Below are 21,028 nucleotides of genomic sequence, written 5' to 3'. Positions count from 1 at the left end.
GCTGCAAGAGAAAGCAGTTTTGTGGCGCCCGCACATTCGCTTTTACTTGAGGCTTGCAGCTTGAAGCTTGCAGCTCAATTCCGAGGAACGAGGAAATGAAGATCTCCCGTCAAGCCTACGCCGACATGTTCGGCCCCACGGTCGGCGACAAGGTGCGCCTGGCCGACACCGAACTGTGGATCGAAGTCGAAAAAGACTTCACCACCTACGGCGAAGAAGTGAAGTTCGGTGGCGGCAAAGTCATCCGCGACGGCCAGGGCCAGAGCCAGTTGCTGGCCGCCGAAGTGGTCGACACGTTGATCACCAACGCGCTGATCATTGACCATTGGGGCATCGTCAAAGCCGACGTCGGCCTCAAGGACGGACGCATCGCCGCCATCGGCAAGGCCGGTAACCCCGACGTGCAGCCCGACGTGACCATCGCCATCGGCGCCGGCACCGAAGTGATCGCCGGCGAAGGCATGATCCTCACCGCCGGCGGCATCGACACGCACATTCACTTCATCTGTCCGCAGCAGATCGAAGAAGCACTGATGAGCGGCGTCACCACCATGATCGGTGGCGGCACCGGGCCGGCCACCGGCACCAACGCCACGACCTGCACCTCGGGCCCGTGGCACCTGGCGCGCATGCTCCAGGCCGCTGATGCCTTCCCGATGAACATCGGCCTCACCGGCAAAGGCAACGCCAGCCTGCCGGAACCGTTGATCGAGCAGGTCAAGGCCGGCGCCATCGGCCTCAAGCTGCACGAAGACTGGGGCACCACCCCGGCGAGCATCGATAACTGCCTGAGTGTCGCCGACCAGTTCGACGTGCAGGTGGCGATCCACACCGACACCCTCAACGAGTCCGGTTTCGTCGAAACCACCCTCGGCGCGTTCAAGGGCCGCACCATCCACACCTATCACACCGAAGGCGCCGGTGGCGGTCACGCACCAGACATCATCAAGGCCTGTGGTTTCCCTAACGTGCTGCCGAGTTCGACCAACCCGACGCGGCCGTTCACGCGCAACACCATCGACGAACACCTCGACATGCTGATGGTCTGCCACCACCTCGACCCGAGCATTGCCGAAGACGTCGCGTTCGCCGAAAGCCGCATCCGCCGCGAAACGATTGCCGCCGAAGACATCCTCCACGACCTCGGCGCATTCTCGATGATCAGCTCCGACAGCCAGGCGATGGGCCGTGTCGGCGAGGTCATCACCCGCACCTGGCAAACCGCCGACAAAATGAAAAAGCAGCGCGGCCCGCTGCCCCAGGACGGAGAAGGCAACGACAACTTCCGCGCCAAACGCTACATCGCCAAGTACACGATCAACCCGGCGATCACCCATGGCATCAGCCACGAAGTCGGCTCGATTGAGGTCGGCAAATGGGCCGATCTGGTGCTGTGGCGCCCGGCATTCTTTGGCGTGAAACCGACGCTGATTCTCAAGGGCGGTGCGATTGCCGCGAGCCTGATGGGCGATGCCAATGCGTCGATCCCGACGCCGCAACCGGTGCACTACCGCCCGATGTTCGCCAGCTATGGTGGTTCGCTGCACGCCACCAGTCTGACCTTCATCAGTCAGGCGGCAGAGGACGCAGGCTTGCCGCAAAGCCTCGGGTTGAAGAAGAAAATCGCCGTGGTCAAAGGCTGCCGCGACGTGCAGAAAACCGACCTGATCCACAACGATTACCTGCCGAATATCGACGTTGATCCGCAGACGTATCAGGTCAAGGCCGACGGCGTTCTGCTGTGGTGCGAACCTGCCGAGACGTTACCGATGGCCCAGCGTTACTTCCTGTTCTGAGTCGCCGGCAGCACGAAAAAAACAGGCCCCACACGCACGGTGCGGGGCCTTCCTTCAGCGCGAAGGCGGTTGGGCACCCACCCGCAAGCTCTCCAGTCTGGCGCGCACAGCCGCCTCGCGGGTCAGGGTTTTCATCTGCGCGGTGATCTGCCGGTCAATGTCTTTCAGGGTCTGATCATATTGCGCATCGGTCATCGGCTCGCCGAGCGGGAAATCACTTTCAGGCTTGCCCAACTCGCGACACAACGCCTTGATCTGCGCCTCGACCCCGGCCGTCTCCTGCGGCGTCAACCGAGTGCTGTCGACCCTGCGCTGCAACGCTTCCTGCAAATCCAGCGCGCTGACGATACGCTTCTTCAAACCCTCCAGTTCGTCGCGGTATGTGCTCTCCAGCCAGGTTCGCCAGAGCGGCTGTTCGAGGATTCGCTCCGTCAGCAGATCACCTTCTTCCAGTGCCTTGATGCGCTGATACGCCGCTTCGATCATCTCCTGGCTGACCCCGGCAATCTTGCGAAACTGCATCCCCCGCGCCTGCCATGGCAGATTCAGACGCCCGGCAAGATCGGTCATGTAAGCCAGGTGCACTTCCACTTCATCGATCTCGCCGACCACCTGACCCAGCGCGTCGATGCGCCGAAAACGCTCACCGTTGGCCAGCCGCGCCGCCACGCGCTGACGGGCGATGGCGCCGAGTTCGTCGAGGCGTGATTTGCCCAGTGCCAGTTCCAGCAAATTTTTCTCGATCAGGTCCGCTCGCGCCAGGGCATAGGCTTCGTGGATCAGCACCTGCACGCCCATGGCATTGAACAGTTGCGTGCCACCATCGACGCATTCAGTCGGCGTGGCGGCTTCGTTGAACAACTTGATGCGCAGCTCATCGTTGCGGCTCATGGCGTCGAGCATGCGCCAGACCTTGGCCGTCAGTTCTGTCTGGTAGGTGCCACCGGCACGGAAATCGGCGGATTGCGTCAGCTTGCGCAACTCGTTGAAAAACGGCACGGAATCGAACTCGTCTTCCACCGCGTTCCAGATCGACTGCCGTTCCTGCCATTGTTTCTCGCTCATGCCCTGCGACCAATCCACGCTGTCGAGGGTCCCTCGCGGTGGGTACGGCCGCTCCGGGTCCATGCCGAGCGACTCGGCGTAGAACTTGAGCTTTTCCAGAACGTCCGGCGGCATCCATTGTGGATGGCGGCTGACTACGCTGCGGGCGAGCAACTCGGCGCGAAAGGAACCGGGAGCGACGTCCGGAATCCGTCGCAGCGGGTTGCGACTCAGGTCCAGGTAAATACTGCGCGGGCGTGACTGGGCAAACAGCCCGGTGGGCCAGGTTTCGAGCCCCGTGCCGTCGAGCAAGACTATTTGCAGGTAGGGCATCCGGCTGATGTCCGGCATGAGTTTGAGTGGATTGCCGCGCAAGCCCAGGGACGTCAAACGCGTCATTCGCTTGAGAGCGCCTACCGCCGCTGCGTCCAGCTCGATGTGGTTGTCGTTGAGAAACAGCTGAGTGAGATGACGCATGTCCGTCACCACCTGCGGCAAAGTCGCCAGCCGATTGTCTTGCAGACTGAGGTATCGCAGTTGTTTGAAGCTGTCGAGAAAGTGCATGTGTTTAGCCTGCAGGCCGAGCCCGCGCATGCTCAGGCTGGTGACGTGATCGAAGTTCGCCTCAAGCTTCGGGAAGGTTTCCAGCAGCCTGCCCATCTGCGCAATGTCTTCAAGCTTCAACGCCTGCGGGCGCATCACATTGGCCAGGGGTAATTCTTCAGGCCCCGTGCGTTGCCAGCATTGGCGAATGACTTTGCACAACTGAGTGCGGGCGAGCCACTCCGACTCACCCTGCGAGGTAAGACGACCGCCTTGCATCGGCGATTTGACCCAGCTTTTCAGGGTGCGATCCATCTGCATGTATTCGGCCTCCAGAGCGGCCAGCCCGTCGTGCGCGGTGCTGCCGTCAGCCGTCAATTGCGCGAGCAGAGTCTCGCCCTCCTGCGCGGTAAACGCCGGATACAGTGCTTGCACCCTGCGCTGCAAGCCGGCGCTGTGCGGTGCCTGCTGTGCATAACCTTGCATGCCACCCCGCAGGCGCATGGTGACCGGGTCGAACGCCGGTTTGTAATTCGGATTGTCGCGCAGGATTGGCGCCAACAGAGAACGCTCCAGTGGCCGCGCCCTTATCGCCTGCGCCAACCGCTGCGCGTCATTGATATCGAAACCCAGGGCAACCCGTTGCGCGTCCGGCAAGGCGTGCAGTACCGACGCGTACAGATCGGATTGTCCATGCAGATGGCGATCACTGGCGTCCCGCGCTTCGTACTGGCCCGTTTCATCGCGAACCAGCACTTTGCGGATCGCCGCGTCGGCGGGGCCAAGGCTGTCGGCCAAGGCGCCATCGAATGAGTAGTCGCGAATTTCCAGGCGCAGATCGCCCGGCCAGCCCGGCAAGGCTGCCAGCGAGTGCACTTGCAGACGTGCGGTGTCGGCGCTGTACACGGCGTCGAGGTACAGGCCTTCATAGGCACGCGTCAGCCGCAGTTGCTCGGCGGCCTCTGCGGCGCGGGCGGCAAGGCGCAAGGGCACGCGTTTTTTCTCGCGCAGGTGACGCAGGTCCGAGGGCTGCGCCTCTTTGAGTAGTGCCTCTGCCTGGTGAGTCGATATCTGGGCAAAATCGTTCTTGAGCAGGCTGACCAACGGTTTGTCCGAGCGCGTCCGACGCTGATACAACAGCTCGAACAACTGGCTTTTGCGCACCAGGAACTGCTCCGCCCATTGATCGCGCAGCGCTTCGGTACGCTTGGGTACATCACCGGAAAACCAGTCGCCCAGCAGCTCTCGCTGAGCGTGTTCGTCAAGGAAGCCGAGCACCCGCTCGGGCAACTTCCCGGCCAGCAGATCGGGCCAGGTCAACTGCAATGTGCTGTCGGGCGCTGCATCGCTGTAGCCCTCCTTGATGGATTTGCCAGTCAGGCCTGGCCCTTCAAACACCTCGATGGCCCGGTCAGCCGGCCAGCCACGCATTTGCGTCATGACGCGCACCGCGTAATCGGCCCATTCAGCGTCTATGCGACTGGCCTGAATCCGTTCAGCACAGACGCTGGCATCGGCATCGGCCTTGAAGCGTTCGAGGGTATCGGTCAGCAGCGCGGGGGGCAGGTCGTGCTCAACGTGGAGCCTGCGCAGCAGCGTCTCGTCAACACCGCTGGCGGTCAGAATCTGTGCGAGGGTTGCATCGGAGAGCCCGTCCACGCGAGCGCCAAGACGCCTGAGCAGCAAGCGTTTATCCCATTCAAGCGGTCGGTCGAGTTCAGTTTTCCAGCTGCCCGCTCCGTTGTGCTCCAGCAGCGGCTGAAAGGCATCGGGGCGGGAGGGATGCAGCATACGGTGCTCGCCCGTCAACGGGTCTTGCTGAACCGCAAAGCATTTGTCGTCAAGGCGCAGCAGATCGCGCCCCTGGTGAGGATAAAGTCCCTGCGCGTTGGCCTTCGCCTCCTGGGGCAACGTCACTGCATGCTCATAGGGGCGAAGATCGGGGTTCCACAAACGCACCTTCCCCGCGACGTCCACCGGTTTCAGACGTTCGACAAACGGCGAAACCTTGAGCGGCGCGATACTGCCACCGGGGAGCCCATGTCCGGCGCCCATCAGCGCCAACTGCGCGAAGTTGATCAAGACCCCGTTGAAGTACGCCGAGGCCTCGTCCTTGTCACCCTTGCTCCAGTCTTCAACCCCCTCCGCCACCTCGGCGAGCATTTGCGCCACCATGATGCCGAGCATCGCCTCGCCGAGGCCGGGCACCCACATCGTGGCAAAATTGAACAGGTTCCAGCCGATGGACACATACCCGGTCAGGCGCTTGAAGCGCGCGTTGGCATCTTCGTCGTCGGTGGGCACGGCGATCAGTCGGGCATCGGCAATGGCCTTGTCGCGGCGCTCGCGAAACAGCGCCCGCCACAGGTCGCCGGTAATGGCAACGGTGATGGGTTCTGCTGCGGCGTTTTCCGCTGCGGTCTCACGCCACCACGGGCCCATATCGAGGGGTTCGCGCTCGCGCCAGGTGACCGTGGTGAGGCGCTCGTTGACCCGCGTGAAGAACACACCTTTGTCCTTCTGCGCAACGAAGCGGCTGAAAAAGGCCTGATAGTCTGCCGTTCTCAACTGCCCCAGCAGCGCTTGCATGAACGCGGTCAGCGACGGGTACTCTTTCAAGGGATGCTCGGGGTCCTCCGGCACATAGGCGATCAACGGCCCGGCCAAGCGACTTTGCTGATAAATATCCTGCCGGCGCAATAGTTCATCGCTCAGACCTTGAGCACCGTTGGCAAAAAATGCCTGCAACAGCTTGTACTGGTCATATTCCTGCCCGCGCAGCAATGGAATGCGTTGCGACCAGTCAATCCAGAAGCGCAGCAGCGCCGGGGTCAATCCACCGATCTCGGCTTTGATCTGCGCCGGTTCGACCACCGCGCTGAACAGCACGATGCCCGATAGGCGAACGCCCATCAGTGACAGGTGATGGGCGAGCAACGGCTGGTCATACAGCGTCACGCCGACCTTGCTCTCGCGCACGCCCTTCAACGCGCCATATGCATGGTCGCTGATGTCACCCTTCAGTCGCGCAATCAGCGCCGCCAGATGGAACGCCGCCTGCTCGCTGGCCACTGCTGCCTGGCGCAAGGTTTTCTGTGCCTTGGCGCTTTCGGGCAGCAGGATCGATTTGAGGTGTTTCTGATACTGCCCACCGATGTCCAGCTCCCGGCACAGCGTCGCAAATGGTGATAGCGCAATGGCCGGCTCCAGGCTGAGAGCGCCGCGCTCGTCACGGCGATAGATGCCCGAGCTGCTGCGAAACGCGCCGTCGACGGTCTCGGCCGCTTCGAAGTTATGCAGCGCCGCGTGCAACAACGAGGATTGTCGAACCCGACTGGCGCCGGTATCGATGCCGACGCTCAGGGGACTGGGTATTTCAAGCTGCACGGTGAGCTGATCAAGGTTCGCGAGGGGGCCGAAATGGCTATCCATCATGGTCTTGAGCAGGGGTTCAGCGAAGGCTTCGATGTCGTGCTGCCATTCGCCTTGGGTCTGCTCCAGCATTCCTTGCAGACGCCAGCGCTCGTCGATCACCTGCGTGAGCAATTGCCGGTCAATCGCCCGTGCGGCGCTGTACCAGGCGGGTGCGGGTGCTCCGGACACCGGCAGCGCTTGCAGTCTTGATAATGGTGCGTTCTTGATTGCGGCGGGTATGGCATCGTGTACGCGACGGTAGTGCACGCCAGTATCGGCAGCGCCCGCCGGGGGCAATTTGCGTCCATGCAAATCAGTCATTTTTTCATCACTCTGGTGACCGGTAAGGAACTACCAGCCTATTCACCCTGGCGCAGGAGAAAAGCCGAAATTGCTGCTGGCCGCGCGCACCAAAAGGCCTTCGATGGTTCGAAAATCAGAGAGTTGAAAATAGATATATACCGCCTGTGCCGGAGCGTTTTGTGTACGTGCGGCACGCTGCGGCAGCTCACACACAGGTGTCATTCGCCCACCAAGCGCCCCAGGCGCTGGCGCAACATGCGATTCTCGGCGCGCAATTCGCGCACCTCTTCAAGCAGGTCCAGGGCCAGGGCGACCCCTTCCCACTCAAGTTCCAGATCGCGCCGCAGCTTGGCAGCGCGTTTGGCCAGAACCAGTTCGTAATCGGTGAAACGCCAATCCCGGGGCTGCGAGCCCTGAGGTTCGAGGATGCCGTGCTCGACGATTTCGATCACGTAGACGTCCGACAAATCGGCCGCCTCACAGAATTCTGCCATGTCCAGTTGAACGATCAGGGGGCTGCTCATGATGGGCTACTCCGTCGTCGAATTTAGAAGTTCTCTCGCGGGTTGAAAGCGGCTTTTTTCGCCAGTTCCTGCCACAGCGCCTTGACCTCGTCGTCCGCAGCTTTCGGCATCACGGCCTTGAGCTGGACGAACAGGTAACCACGCTCGCCGGCCTTGTTCCTCAGGCCATGGCCCTTGGCGCGCATGCGCTGGCCGTTCTGGCTGCCGGCCGGGACCTTGAGATTGATCTTGCCGGTCAGGGTCGGCACGACCACCTCGGCGCCAAGCGCCAGTTCCCACGGCGCCAGCGGCAGGGTGATGATCAGGTTTTCACCTTCGACATCGAATTTCGGGTGCGGCGCAAAACGAATGGTCAGGTACAGATCGCCATTCGCCCCGCCACCGATACCCGGTGCACCCTGGCCCTTGAGGCGGATACGCTCGCCGTCGGTGATGCCCGCCGGGATCTTCACGTTCAGGCTCTTGCTGGTGTTGCTGACGTGCTGGCCGTTGGCGTTGTATTGCGGCACCTGGAAGGTGACTTTCTTCGACTCGTTCGAAAGCGTCTCCTCGAGGAAGATCGGCAGTTCCATTTCCACGTCTTGCCCTCGGCGCCCAGCACTGCGTTGTTGCCGACCTTCGCCACCACCAAAACCGGGGCCGCGATTGCCGAAGATCGAACTGAAGAAGTCCGAGAAGTCACCGGTGTCACCACCGCCGCCGCCAAAACCGCCACGGCTCTGCCAGCCCGGTGGTCCCTGGAACGGCTGACCGTGCTGACCGTAACGGCGCAGTTCGTCATATTCCGCGCGTTTGTCGGCACTTTTCAGCGCTTCATAGGCTTCCGAGGCGTCCTTGAACCTGGCCTCGGCGTCTTTTTCCTTGCTGACATCGGGGTGGTATTTGCGCGCTAGCTTGCGATAGGCAGCCTTGATCGCCTTGTCGTCTGCTGTCGGCTCCACGCCGAGTATCTTGTAATAGTCTTTGAAGTCCATCGAAGGAGTCACCGTCCGTTATCGATTTCGCGCCGATGCCAGCATGCGCCGATTCGCGCGTGCCAGGTTGACCGATCTCAAGGTTGTGACCGGGTGGCGCTACAGAAGTTTATCGGCAGTGGGCGGCGGTTCTTGCGACCGCCGGCATGTCTGCCGGCCCATGCCAGCAAGTTTGGGGCAAAGCTGCGACTTTCAACCCAGTCTAGTCGCGAAATAGCTGATGACCGGCCTACGAATCTGCCGCGCACTGACATACACTGCGCGGCCGTTTTTTTGACCGGAACCGAAAGACATGAAAGACGCCTCTCCAGCCCGTGCCTGCGGCATCGACTTCGGCACGTCCAACTCCACCGTCGGCTGGCTGCGCCCCGGCATGGAAACGATGATCGCGCTGGAAGACGACAAGATCACCCTGCCGTCGGTGGTCTTCTTCAACCTCGAGGAACGCCGTCCGGTGTACGGCCGTCTGGCGCTGCATGAGTACCTGGAGGGCTACGAAGGCCGGCTGATGCGCTCGTTGAAAAGCCTGCTCGGTTCCAAGCTGATCAAGCACGACACCAGCGTGCTCGGCACGGCAATGCCGTTCAAGGATTTGCTCGGCCTGTTCATCGGTCAGCTCAAGAGCCGCGCCGAAACCACCGCCGGTCGGGAATTCGAACAAGTGGTGCTCGGGCGTCCGGTGTTCTTCGTCGATGACGATCCGCTGGCGGACCAGGAAGCCGAAGACACCCTGGTCGACGTGGCGAAGAAGATCGGCTTCAAGGACGTATCCTTCCAGTACGAACCGATTGCGGCAGCCTTCGACTACGAGTCGACCATCGAGAAAGAAGAGCTGGTGCTGATCGTCGACATCGGCGGTGGTACGTCCGACTTCTCGCTGGTGCGCCTGTCGCCCGAGCGCCGTGGTCTGGATAACCGTCACGACGACATCCTCGCCACCGGCGGTGTGCACATCGGCGGGACCGACTTCGACAAACAGTTGAGCCTGCAAGGCCTGATGCCGTTGTTCGGCTACGGCAGCCGCATGAAGAGCGGCGCCTACATGCCGACCAGCCACCACATGAACCTGGCGACCTGGCACACCATCAACTCGGTGTACTCGCAGAAATCCAGCCTGGCGCTGGGCAGCATGCGCTACGACATCGAAGACACTGGCGGCATCGACCGTCTGTTCAAGTTGATCGAACAGCGCGCCGGACACTGGCTGGCGATGGAAGTCGAAGAAACCAAGATCCAGCTGACCCACACCGACAGCCGCCATGTGCCGCTGGACCGGATCGAGGCGGGTTTGAGTGTTGAGCTGACCCGTGCGCTGTTTGAATCGGCCATCGATGCGTTGCTGGAGCGCGTGCGCGGCAGTGTCACCCAACTGTTGAGCGATGCGGGTGTCGCGGTTGAACAGGTCGATACGGTGTTCTTCACCGGCGGTTCGAGCGGCATTCCGGCGCTGCGCAACAGCGTCTCGGCGATGCTGCCGAATGCACGGCATGTCGAAGGGAACATTTTTGGCAGCATTGGTAGCGGTTTGGCGATTGAAGCGATGAAGCGCTACGGCGCCATGAACTGACCTGAAATCGTCGGCACGGCCTTCGCGAGCAAGCCCGCTCCCACATTCTGACCGCATTCCTTCAGTTGAAATGCAGTCACATGTGGGAGCGGGCTTGCTCGCGAAGGCGTCAGTTCAGGCAACACAGTTCTACCGGATCAAACCATCCCGCCCAGCTTCAACTCACTCTTCAGGTACGCGTAATAAATCGGCCCCGCCACCACCCCCGGTAAACCGAACGCAGCTTCGAACACCAGCATCGCCAGCAGCAACTCCCACGACTTGGCACTGATCTGCCCGCCGACAATCCGCGCGTTGAGGAAGTATTCGAGCTTGTGGATAAAGATCAGGTAACCCAGCGCCGCAATCGCCACCCAGATCGACAACGACAGGCCGACGATAGTAATCAGCGTGTTCGACATCAGGTTGCCGATCACCGGCAACAGGCCGAGCAGGAAGGTCAGCACGATCAGGGTTTTGGTCAACGGCAGCTTGACCCCGAACAACGGCAAGATCACCGCGAGGAAGATCCCGGTGAAGAAGGTGTTGAGCAAGGAGATCTTGATCTGTGCGAAGACGATGTTGCGAAACGCCTGCACCAGCAGGTGCAAACGGTCGAACAAGGCCGCCGCCAATGGTTTGCGTTTGGTAACGTCGGGGATGCGCTGCAAAGCGATGATCGCGCCGAGCACCATGCCGATCAGCAGCGTGACGAACATGTGCGCCGCGTCCTTGCCGACCAGTTGCAGATCGGAGAGGTGTTTGCTCATCCACTCGCCAATCGCGATGCGAAACTCGGCAGCACTGGCTGGTAAATAAGCATCGATGAACGGCGGCAATTGCCCGCGCGCGCGATCAACCACGCCCATGAATTTGTCGAGGGAGGCCCCGGGATTTTCAGCTTCATGCAGCAGGAAACTGATCGCACCGGCAAAGATCAGCGCCAGCACACTCACCACCAGCGTGCCCAGCAACGCCACCGCCAGCCAGCGGGCGCGACGGCCTTCGATCAGCCGTTGCAGTTGCGGGGTGAGCATGTTGACCAGTTCATAGACCAACAGTCCGGCCAACAGACTGGGCAACAAGCGCAGCGGCAGCACCAGCAGCAATCCGCCGAAAATGATGATGCAACTGACCCAGAACACTACATGACGCTCAGAAAACGTTGGCATACAGCCTCAAAACGAACGGCGTAAAAGGATGGGCAGTCTGCCAGCGTTCCGGGGGGAGCACTAGGTATATGCGGTGTTTCGGGTTTTGCTGCACGGTTTGAGATCCAGTCCTCACCCTAGCCCTCTCCCGGAGGGAGAAGGAACCGATCAAGGAGTGGCGAAATAATCCGGCGACATGCCAGTGCTGCATTGAATCCAGAATCGGCCAGATAGTTCAGGTCGATGGATATCTGAAAACAGCGCGGTCAGTCCCCTCTGCCTCTGGGAGAGGGTTAGGGTGAGGGTGAGGGCAAATCTCAAGCGAACGCCTCGACCCCGACACCCCCACAGAACCAGGTTACTTTTTCTTCAGGCAATCACTCATGAACGCCTTGCGCGCATCGCCGGTCAGGGCTTGGGTTTTCGCGTCGGCATTGCACGTGGTCATTTTCTGCTGCTGCGGGGTCAGGGTCTTGCCATCGTTGGCCGCTGGCGCTGCCTTGAGGCAGGTACTCATGAAGGTTTTGCGCTCATCGCCTTTCAGACTCTTGGCGGTCGCATCGGCATTGCAGGTGGTCATCTTGTTTTGTTGCGCCGTGGCGGCGAAACCCTGGGAACACAGGAGCAAACCAATCATCAACAAAGGCACACGCAACATCTTCATGGAGTTTTCTCCTTGTCGCCGCACCGATGGGAGCGGCCTCTGCTGGAGTGTAGCCAAATCTTGTTACACCTTCCTGCCATCCAGGTGGCTGCGCCGGTATTGCTCCGGCGTGCAACCGGCCTGGCGGGCGAACATGGCGATAAACGCCGAGCCGCTGCTGTAACCCAGATCGAAAGCAATTTCCTGCACGCTGCGCGAGGTTTCCAGCGCCTCGATGGCGGCGAGGTAACGCAGACGCTGACGCCACTCGCCGAAACTCATCCCCAGTTCACGCACGAATTGCCGGGCCAGGGTGCGCTCACTGACATGCACCTGCAGGGCCCAGTGTGCCAACGGCTGGTTACTGCCCGGCTCGGCCTGCAGCGCTTCGAGAATTGCCAGCAAACCGGGGCTGCTCGCATAAGGCAGATAACACTCGTGCACGGGGGCCTGTTGCAGTTGGTCGACCAGCACTTGGGCCAGACGCTGGTCAGCATCCCGTTCGGGGATCTTGACGTCACGGGCGGCAAAATCCTTGAGGATCGCCTTGAGGATATCGCTGATCGCCAGCGTGCAGGCCCGCGCTGGCAGGTCGACGCAGACCTTGGGATCAAGGCACACCGCCCGATAGTTGACCGGTTGATGACTGTAGAAACTGTGCTCGACCTGCGGCGGCACCCACACCGCGTATTGCGGCGGGGACATGAAGCGGCTGCCGTCGACGTCCATGTGCAGCACGCCATGGGCCGCGTACTCCAGCGTGCCCCACGGATGCCGATGCGGCGCGGCGAATTCGTGGGCGCTGAAATCGGCGTAGCGGAAGTACACCGCCGATGGCAGCTCGCTGAATTCCAGCAGGTCGATGTGTTTACTGTTCATGCTGTCCGGTTTCAGTGGCAGGTTGTCCGGTTCGAAGTATAGGCCTGCATCCAGACAAGGGATAATTGCGTTTCATCAACGTACTGGTTTCAACTCATGCAATACGCGTTTCCGCTGCTGGCGATTTTTATCTGGGCCGGCAACACCGTGATCAACAAACTCGCGGTCGGGGCGATTTTCCCCGCCGAGATCGGTTTCTACCGCTGGCTGCTGGCAGGTTTGCTGTTCACCCCGTTCATGCTCAAAGCGGTGATTGCGCACTGGCCGCAGATTCGCCCGAACCTGGGCAGGATTTTAGTGCTTGGCGTGCTCGGCATGGCGGTGTACCAAAGCCTCGCCTACTTCGCCGCGACCCTGACCACCGCGACCAACATGGGCATCATTCTGTCACTGATGCCGTTGATGTCGCTGGCCATGGCGATCATCAGCCTTGGTCAGCGCCTGACGGCGGGCGCACTGGTCGGCGCAGTGCTGTCGTTCGCCGGCGTGCTGGTGGTGGTGTCATCCGGCAGCCTCGGCGCGCTGCTGCAGCACGGCGTGAACATGGGGGATGCGATGATGCTGATCGCCACCCTGGCTTACGCGATCTACAGCACCCTGCTGAAAAAATGGCAGTTGCGCTTGCCGCCATTGGTGTTGTTGTACTTGCAGGTGCTGGTGGCGATTGTCGTGTTGTTTCCTCTGTATGCCGCCTCGCCGAAAACCGGTCTGACCGTGCAGAACATTCCGCTGGTGCTGTATGCGTGCCTGCTGGCTTCAATGCTGGCGCCGCTGGCGTGGATGCAGGCCGTGCAGCGGCTGGGGCCTAGTCGGACGACGCTGTTTTTCAACCTGCTGCCGCTGATAACCGCGCTGATTGCGGCGGTGGTGTTGAAGGAGCAGTTGGCGATGTACCACCTTGTGGGCGGCTTGTTGACGTTGGGTGGGGTGATTCTGTCCGAGCGTTGGACCACCGTGCTGGGCCGCAAATTAAGCGTCGCCTGATCCGGCCTCTTCGCGAGCAGGCTCGCTCCCACAGGTGAGCGCATTCCTTCAGTTGAAATGCGATCCAATGTGGGAGCGAGCTTGCTCGCGAAGAACGATGACCAGGTCTTGCGGTTAAAGGCCTGCAGCCTCAAGCCGCGCCGCATGCTCGACAAACAGCCGCACCGGGTCAGCCCCTTTGCCCACCAGCCCCAGCGACTGGTTGACAATGTCGAAGTGATCCAGCGGATAGTCATCGCCAATCACCGTGCCCAGATGCGAGCTATAACGCCCGACCATGCCGTCGCACTGCCCCGGCTCCCGCACAAAGGTTTTCGCGAACAATCGGCAGCTGCGATTGGTCCCGTCAAACAGATTGCCGCCGCGATCGGTCTTGCCTGGCTGCAACGTTCCCGACCACGAGTAATACCGCACGCCGTTGACCTCTTCCGGCCCGTGCCCGCCCCAGGTTTGCGGCAAGCCTTGGGGATAACGCTGGTTGAACAGCGCCACGCCCTCGGTCGTCAGCGACTGGTGCGAGGCGTGGATGTCCACCGGCAGTTTCGGCCCGTGATAACCGGTCTCCAGTAACGCCATCAACCCTGCGACAAAACGCAACAGCGCCTCGAGCAGGCGTCCCTTGGCGCTGTCCGCGGGGTAGTGTTGTTGCAGATAATCTGCCAGTTCCGAACCGTGATTAGGCCCGGCCACCGACGTGACTGAGGCGACCAGATCCGGTCGTTTCGCCGCCGCATAACGGGCCGTCAACGAACCTTGGCTGTGGCCGAACAGGTTGACCTTGGCCGCACCGGTCTCCCGTAGAATCTCATCGATCCGCGCCAGCAATTGCTCGCCGCGCACTTCGGTGGAGTTGAGTGGCGAGACCTGCACGGCAATCACCGTTGCACCACCGCGACGCAACGCCTTGATGATGCCGTACCAGTACGGATAGAGAATCAGCCGGATAAACCCGAGCATGCCCGGCACCAGAACGAGTGGATAACGCGTCGACATGGGCAAACATCCTTGTGATCGGTAAGTGGATGCGAGGCGTGCAAAACGCCCGCCAAGCATCCTCCCTGATGATGACAACTCAACCACCAGCCTACTTCAGGCCCTCCACCCCCGCCAGAAACCAGCCAGCTAGAACGCCCGCGCCAGGCTGAGCAAGCGTTGCTCGGCCTCGGCCAGCGACACCGCGAAGGTGCGTTCGGCGGATTCTTCGCCCTCGGCCGCGACCACGGTGACATCGTTGATGCCGACAAAACCCAGCGCCGTGCGCAGCCATGGATCGGCATGGTTCAAGGCTTCCAGATCGCCGCCCGGGCCAAAGCCGAAACCGCCGCGACTGGTGACGATCAGGGCTTTTTTTCCCTGTAACAAGGGTGTGTATCGGGCGACGCCGTTGTCCAGCGTGTGGTCGAAGGTCAGGCCCAAACGCACGATCTGATCAACCCAGGCCTTGAGACCGCTGGGCACGCTGAAGTTGTACATCGGCGTGGAAATCAGCAGCAGGTCGTGGTCAGACAACTCGCCGACCAGTTGATCGCTTAGGGCCAGATCAGCCTGCATCGATAACGGACGCGCTTCAGGCTCTGGATGAAACGCGGCAGCGACGAAGGCTTCGTTGACCGCCGGAATCAGCGCCCGCCCGACCTCACGGCGAGTCACTTGCGCCTGCGGATGACGCACCTGCCAGGCGCTGAGAAAGCCTTCCGCCAAGCGCCGCGAGTGCGAACGGTCACCGCGTGGGCTGGCATGAATTGCAAGAATCCTGCTCATCTGTAAAACCTCCGTACTAGAATCAAACTACTTGTGGTTCGCAGCTTGAAGCTCGTCACCGCCTACTCTCAAATGAGCAAAAATCAGTCGGGATGAATTCATTTCATCCATGGAGCCATCAATGTTCGCCTCGCTGCCTCTCACCGCCCTGCGCGCCTTCGAATCAGCTTCACGACTACTGAGTTTCAAAGCGGCCGCCGAAGAGCTTTCGGTGACGCCCACGGCCATTTCGCACCAGATCCGCGCGCTGGAAGACTGGCTCGGTGTCGCTCTGTTCGAACGCCTGCCACGCCAGGTACGCCTGACCGAGGGTGGCGAGCGCCTGTTCCGCAGCCTGCACGGTGCGTTGCTGGAGGTGGCGCAAAGCGTCGACACCCTGCGCCCGCAACGCAGCGGCAGCACGCTGACGCTGTCGACCACCGCCGCGTTTGCCGCGCTGTGGCTGGTGCCGCGCTTGGGACGGTTTTACGCGCAACATCCCAACATCAACGTGCGCCTCGACACCCATTGCGAAGTCATCGATCTGCATCAGGACGCCAGTGTCGATCTGGTGTTGCGCTACAGCCTCGACGATTACCCGAACCTCTACGGTGTATGCCTGTTCGATGAATCGTTCGGCGTGTACGGCTCGCCCGAGCAGGTGGCGCTGGCCGCGCGGCACACTCCAACGTTGATCAGCGTGCATTGGCACAACTCGAAACTCTATGCCCACGGCTGGGAAGCGTGGTGTGCGAAATCCGGCGAACACTGGCTGAAGCAGCCGCCGGCGATCCGCGAATACGACGAGGAACATTACGCACTGCAAGCGGCCATTGCCGGACAAGGGCTAGTGCTGGCGAGCAATATTCTGGTCTCGCAAAGCGTCGCCAGTGGCTTGCTGATGCCGTACAAGGGCGAGGTGCAGGTCGATGGCGCCGGTTACAGCGCGTTGTGTGTGCCGGGGCGCGAGCGGCACCCGCCGGTACGCGCATTTTTTGCGTGGTTGCGGGAAGAAGCACGGCTTTCGGGGCTGACGCCCAGGTCGCGGGAAATCGCATAAAACTTTTTGCAGCGCTCATTACTCACAGTTCAGGTAGCGACCACGTCCCAAGAGCGTGGCGCAATCGGATTAGCCTCCAGGAGACTGAAATGAGCAACGACCTGCACCTGTCAGATGTCCAAACCCTGCGCGACCGTGCCCGGCAACACGTCGAAAACGGCGCGGTCACCGAGAGCTACAGCGCCGACCGTGAAGAGGTGCTGCGCTTGCTGAATGAATCGCTGGCCACCGAACTGGTCTGTGTGTTGCGCTACAAGCGCCACTACTTCATGGCAACCGGCGTAAAAGCCAGCGTAGCTGCCGAAGAGTTTCTCGAACATGCCATACAGGAAGCCGAACACGCCGACCGCCTGGCCGAGCGCATCGTGCAATTGGGCGGCGAGCCGGAGTTCAACCCCGACATGCTGTCAAAAATGTCCCACGCACAATACGTGGCCGGGAACACTTTGAAAGAGATGGTCTACGAAGACCTCGTAGCCGAGCGAATCGCCATCGACAGCTACCGTGAAATCATCCAGTACATCGGCGAGAAAGACCCGACTACACGCCGGATCTTCGAAGATATCCTGGCGCAGGAAGAAGAGCATGCCGACGACATGGCTGACATTCTGAAAGACCTGTAATCCTTCAAATCGCCTTTGCGAGCAGGCTCGCTCCCACACTCGACCGCCTCCATCTGAAGGAATGCGGTCCTCTGTGGGGGCGAGCCTGCTCGCGAAGGGGCCCTTACGGGCACCGATTATTGAGTGGGTTTCACGGTCACAGGCGCCTTGCCCGCCTTCATCTGTTCCAGCAACGGCGCACATTGATTCGGCTCGCCGCCACTCGGCGCCACCAGCGCCAACAGCCCCGCCGCCGGCGCAGCAATCACGCCCAGTGCAACCATCCCCGCCCCACGCAACATCAGCGGCACAGCCTTCACACCCGCATCCGGCTTGATGAATTTGCCACGCACATACAATGGCGACCGCAACGAGATCAAACGCCAACCCTTCGATTCCGGGTTCACCGTCAGATCAAGCTGCTCGGTGGCCATGTTCGCCGTGCCGTCGATGTAGATAATCGCGTTCTCGGTATCGAAGACGAACAGCCGCGTGGTCGCCAGACCGGTCTTGATATCGAAGTCAGCGGCAGCGCAGTTGATCTTCACTTCCTTGTCGCCAAAGATCTTGCCGACCACGTAGTTGCCGACATTGAGCCCGGCCAGTTCCATCAGCTCACGGCTGATCGCGCCGTCGTTGATCAACATCTTCAGATTGCCGTTGGCACTGCCCAAAAGCTTGGCCACCGAGTTGCCGCGACCGCTGATATCGGCGTCGCCATTGAGCTCGCCGAAACTGGTTTTCATCGGTTCGAACGTCGGGAACAACTCTTTGAGTTTGAACCTGCGCGCGGTTAGCCTGGCCCGGCCCTCCAGCGGCTCGGTGCGACCGTTGAGACGAATCTGCGCATCAAGGTTGCCGCCGGCCACGCCGAAACGCAGCGGCTCGAGGCTCAGTTCGCCGTCGTTGAGCTTGAGGTGGGTGTAGAGGTCATTGAACGGCAGCTTTTCGCTATGGACGATGCGCTTGCCGGTAAATTCGACGTCAGCGTCCATTGCCCGCCAGCGGTCGGTTTTGAACGCCTCGACGGGAAGGACTTTGTCTGCGGGCTGCTTGCTCTCGCCGCCGCGCGCCTTTTGCTTGTCATTGGAGTCGGCGCCGATCAACGGCGCGAGGTCAGCGAATAACAGCTGATTGGAAAGCAACGCGCCGCTGAGCTTTGGCCGTGGCTGGCTGGCGACGTAGGTGAGGTCGCCATGGATGTCACTGCTGCCGATCTTGCCGTTGAATTGCTCATAGGTGAATCTCGCCCCGCCCGCGTCATGCAGCTTGGCGATCAGATGACCGTCGGTGGAATACGGCGGCGTATCCGGCAGGGTCACACCCGTCAACGGATAAAGATTGCCGAGGCTGGCGCCGGCCAGCTTCAGACGCAGATCCAGCGCGCCAAGGTTCAGCGGGTCGGTCAGTGTGCCGGCCAGTTCGATGCGGGTGTCGCCGATCTTCGCCTGCGCCTGCAGGGGGAATGGCTTGCTCGCGTCCTGCAGCGCCAGCAGCCCGCCGATCTTGCCTTGACCGGTGAGGTTCTGGCCGTGGTATTGGCCTTTGACCTTCAAGGCAAACGCATAGTCCTGTGGCGCACCGCCCTTGTCCTGCGCAGTTTTTGCCGCTTTGTCGCCGACGATTTCGCTGTAGGGAATCGGCTTGCCCAGCGGATCGATCAACACATCGAGACTGGTTTTCAGCGTTTGATCAGCGAGGGTGACATGGCCCTTGTCGAAACCGATGGCGCCAATGTCGACTACCCAGTTCGACGGTTCGGCATTCGGGTCTTTCGGATCGAATTTGAACGTCCAGTTCGCGCGGCCATCGGCCAAGCGCTGCAGGTCGGCATTCGGCTCCGTCAAATCAATGCGCGGAATCACCACCCGTTGCGCCAGCAACGCCAGCGGCGAAATACGCAACTCGACACGTTTGAGCGTGACCATCTGCGGTTGTTTCGACCAGTCAGGATTGCCCAGGCTCAGGTCTTCAGCGACCACGTGCGGCCAAGGCACCCAGGCGCGCCAGCCGCCCTCATCCGGCTCGCGCTGCCAGATCACCGCGAGGTTGCCGTTGATGGCAAACGGTCGATGCAACTCTTGCGAGACTTTCGCGTTGATCGGCGGTTTGATCCGGTTCCAGTCGAAGAACACGATGATCAAGACCAGCACGGCCAGTAGCAGCACGAGGATAGCGAAGGTCCAACTGAAGATTTTTCCAATGCGCGTCATGCACAAAACTCCTGATCACGTGCGCTTTGTTATCGCGGCGCACGGATGAAACGGTGGACTAAACAGCCCCTGTGAAGTCTGTGACTGGCAAAAGGCCCGCAGGTTTAACCGAATAACCGGTCAAGACGGAAAAACCGGGTCATTTCTGACCGACCAGTCGAGCAACGTTACCGCGACGCGCACTTTTGCGAAGCACAAGTGGGTCGAAAATACCCACCTCGGTGCAAAACCGATGCTCTGAAAGGCGCGATCTAGAGCCTCCCGGCAGAACAATCAATTCTGTTGATTATTACCATTGCGTTTATGAACTTTTATATCGACTTATCGAGAGTAGCATTGCCCTCGTACCCACTTTATCGCCCTCCCAAGGAGCAACCATCATGAAACGCCAATTACTGCTCAGCCTTACCCTCTCGATGCTAGCCAGCACTGCTTTCGCACTGCCAGCTGCTGATCAAGCAACTCCACAAGTGAAATCCAGCCACTCGGTGTTCAGCCAAACCGTAGCCGAAGGTGGCCGTGATCGCCTCGAAGAGAAAGGTCTGGTTCAAGACGGTTCCGATCGCACACCACAAGGCCAGGCCCTGGCATCCGACGGCACCGAGCGCACTCCACAAGGCCAGACCCTGGCATCCGACGGCACCGAACGCACCCCACAAGGCCAGACCCTGGCATCCGACGGTACCGAACGCACTCCACAAGGCCAGACCCTGGCGGATGACGGCTTCGACAAAACCCCACTGGGTCAAGCACTCGCCGAAGGTGGTGGTGACCGTGTGATCGAACGCAACAGCAAATTGAGCTAAGCCCATGGCGGCCTGGAAAAAAAGCCCAATCACCGGATTGGGCTTTTGACTTTTACGTCCTGCTGAAATCTTGCACTGCATGCCCTCCCGTTCGACGCCGACAAAGCCGATTTGCTAGAGTGCGGCGCTTGTCCTGCCGAAGAACACACCCTGCGATGCTGCCCCGCGCCGAACAGAAGCAACAGACCCGCAACGCCCTCATGGACGCTGCCCGCCACTTGATGGAAAGCGGCCGAGGATTCGGCAGCCTGAGCCTGCGTGAAGTGACGAAAACCGCCGGTATCGTGCCCACCGGTTTCTACCGCCACTTCGCCGACATGGACGAGCTGGGCCTGGTGCTGGTCAGCGAAGTCGGCCAGACCTTCCGCGAGACCATTCGCCTGGTGCGCCATAACGAATTCGTCATGGGCGGCATCATCGATGCGTCGGTGCGGATCTTCCTTGATGTGGTCAGCGCCAACCGTTCGCAATTCCTGTTTCTCGCTCGCGAGCAGTACGGCGGTTCGCTGCCAGTGCGTCAGGCCATCGGGCGCTTGCGCGAGAACATCAGCTCCGACCTCGCCTCTGACCTGACGATGATGCCCAAACTGCAACATCTGGATGCCGCAGGCCTGAGCGTGATCGCGGACTTGATCGTCAAATCGGTCTTCGCCACCCTCCCCGACATCATCGACCCGCCCGCCGAAGCCCTGCCGGAGCATCTGACTCCGCAGGCGAAGATCACCCAGCAGTTGCGCTTTATCTTTATCGGCCTCAAACACTGGCAGGGTTTAGGCAGTACCGAGTAATTCCCCTTCGATTCCTGA

The 21,028-nt window shown here is 60.8% G+C and carries 16 protein-coding genes; 7 read left to right on the top strand and 9 right to left on the bottom strand.

Annotated elements, in window-relative coordinates; translation table 11 throughout:
* The first annotated feature begins 95 nt into the window (after positions 1-95).
* Positions 96-1,796 carry an urease subunit alpha gene (gene ureC / locus AACY19_RS05405; protein ID WP_339448677.1) on the top strand — a complete coding sequence of 567 codons (1,701 nt, stop codon included), beginning with the start codon at positions 96-98 and terminating at the stop codon, positions 1,794-1,796.
* A gap of 54 nt (positions 1,797-1,850) precedes the next feature.
* On the opposite strand, the gene AACY19_RS05400 is transcribed toward ureC, so the two are convergent.
* From AACY19_RS05400 to AACY19_RS05390, 3 genes are all read right to left on the bottom strand, one after another.
* The gene (locus AACY19_RS05400; protein ID WP_339448675.1) at positions 1,851-7,118 is read right to left on the bottom strand and encodes an NEL-type E3 ubiquitin ligase domain-containing protein; all 5,268 of its coding nucleotides are present in this window, start codon (positions 7,116-7,118) and stop codon (positions 1,851-1,853) included.
* Positions 7,119-7,318: 200 nt separating this feature from the next.
* Positions 7,319-7,624 carry a chaperone modulator CbpM gene (locus tag AACY19_RS05395; protein WP_339448673.1) on the bottom strand — a complete coding sequence of 102 codons (306 nt, stop codon included), beginning with the start codon at positions 7,622-7,624 and terminating at the stop codon, positions 7,319-7,321.
* A gap of 23 nt (positions 7,625-7,647) precedes the next feature.
* Complete coding sequence (locus tag AACY19_RS05390; RefSeq protein ID WP_339448671.1) at positions 7,648-8,598, bottom strand: DnaJ C-terminal domain-containing protein; 951 nt, start codon at positions 8,596-8,598, stop codon at positions 7,648-7,650.
* A gap of 292 nt (positions 8,599-8,890) precedes the next feature.
* Between AACY19_RS05390 and AACY19_RS05385 the strand changes: the two genes are divergently transcribed.
* Positions 8,891-10,165 (top strand): Hsp70 family protein, encoded by a 1,275-nt coding sequence (locus AACY19_RS05385; RefSeq protein ID WP_339448669.1) that lies wholly within the window; start codon positions 8,891-8,893, stop codon positions 10,163-10,165.
* A gap of 137 nt (positions 10,166-10,302) precedes the next feature.
* On the opposite strand, the gene AACY19_RS05380 is transcribed toward AACY19_RS05385, so the two are convergent.
* From AACY19_RS05380 to AACY19_RS05370, 3 genes are all read right to left on the bottom strand, one after another.
* Positions 10,303-11,316, bottom strand: coding sequence for an AI-2E family transporter (locus AACY19_RS05380; RefSeq protein ID WP_339448667.1), 1,014 nt, complete (start codon positions 11,314-11,316; stop codon positions 10,303-10,305).
* 337 nt (positions 11,317-11,653) lie between these two features.
* Complete coding sequence (locus AACY19_RS05375) at positions 11,654-11,959, bottom strand: PsiF family protein (protein WP_339448665.1); 306 nt, start codon at positions 11,957-11,959, stop codon at positions 11,654-11,656.
* Positions 11,960-12,022: 63 nt separating this feature from the next.
* The gene (locus tag AACY19_RS05370; protein WP_339448663.1) at positions 12,023-12,817 is read right to left on the bottom strand and encodes an AraC family transcriptional regulator; all 795 of its coding nucleotides are present in this window, start codon (positions 12,815-12,817) and stop codon (positions 12,023-12,025) included.
* Between the two features lie 96 nt (positions 12,818-12,913).
* Here AACY19_RS05370 and AACY19_RS05365 point away from each other — a divergent pair, with 96 nt between their 5' ends.
* Positions 12,914-13,801, top strand: coding sequence for a DMT family transporter (locus tag AACY19_RS05365; protein WP_339448661.1), 888 nt, complete (start codon positions 12,914-12,916; stop codon positions 13,799-13,801).
* A gap of 114 nt (positions 13,802-13,915) precedes the next feature.
* Here AACY19_RS05365 and AACY19_RS05360 read toward each other — a convergent pair whose 3' ends face one another.
* A complete protein-coding gene (locus AACY19_RS05360; RefSeq protein ID WP_339448659.1) occupies positions 13,916-14,794 on the bottom strand; it encodes a triacylglycerol lipase in 879 nt (292 codons plus the stop codon).
* A 129-nt stretch (positions 14,795-14,923) separates the two neighbouring features.
* Positions 14,924-15,562, bottom strand: a complete 639-nt coding sequence (locus AACY19_RS05355) for an FMN-dependent NADH-azoreductase (protein ID WP_339448657.1) — start codon at positions 15,560-15,562, stop codon at positions 14,924-14,926.
* 109 nt (positions 15,563-15,671) lie between these two features.
* Between AACY19_RS05355 and AACY19_RS05350 the strand changes: the two genes are divergently transcribed.
* Together AACY19_RS05350 and AACY19_RS05345 are read left to right on the top strand one after the other, a co-directional pair.
* Entirely contained in the window at positions 15,672-16,601 is a 930-nt protein-coding gene (locus AACY19_RS05350; protein ID WP_339448655.1) for a LysR substrate-binding domain-containing protein, read from the top strand.
* A gap of 89 nt (positions 16,602-16,690) precedes the next feature.
* The gene (locus tag AACY19_RS05345) at positions 16,691-17,224 is read left to right on the top strand and encodes a ferritin-like domain-containing protein (RefSeq protein WP_339448653.1); all 534 of its coding nucleotides are present in this window, start codon (positions 16,691-16,693) and stop codon (positions 17,222-17,224) included.
* A gap of 116 nt (positions 17,225-17,340) precedes the next feature.
* Here AACY19_RS05345 and AACY19_RS05340 read toward each other — a convergent pair whose 3' ends face one another.
* On the bottom strand, positions 17,341-19,416 hold the full coding sequence (locus tag AACY19_RS05340) for an AsmA family protein (RefSeq protein WP_339448651.1): 2,076 nt from the start codon (positions 19,414-19,416) through the stop codon (positions 17,341-17,343).
* A 380-nt stretch (positions 19,417-19,796) separates the two neighbouring features.
* Between AACY19_RS05340 and AACY19_RS05335 the strand changes: the two genes are divergently transcribed.
* Both AACY19_RS05335 and AACY19_RS05330 read left to right on the top strand, forming a co-directional pair.
* Complete coding sequence (locus tag AACY19_RS05335; RefSeq protein WP_339448649.1) at positions 19,797-20,222, top strand: hypothetical protein; 426 nt, start codon at positions 19,797-19,799, stop codon at positions 20,220-20,222.
* Positions 20,223-20,377: 155 nt separating this feature from the next.
* On the top strand, positions 20,378-21,010 hold the full coding sequence (locus AACY19_RS05330) for a TetR family transcriptional regulator (RefSeq protein ID WP_339448647.1): 633 nt from the start codon (positions 20,378-20,380) through the stop codon (positions 21,008-21,010).
* Positions 21,011-21,028 lie beyond the last annotated feature (18 nt).

This window comes from Pseudomonas sp. EA_5y_Pfl2_R50 (assembly GCF_963970475.1).
Taxonomy (GTDB): Bacteria; Pseudomonadota; Gammaproteobacteria; order Pseudomonadales; family Pseudomonadaceae; genus Aquipseudomonas.
Note: the sequence above shows the minus strand (reverse complement) of the source record. Positions and strands in the feature narration are given on the sequence as shown.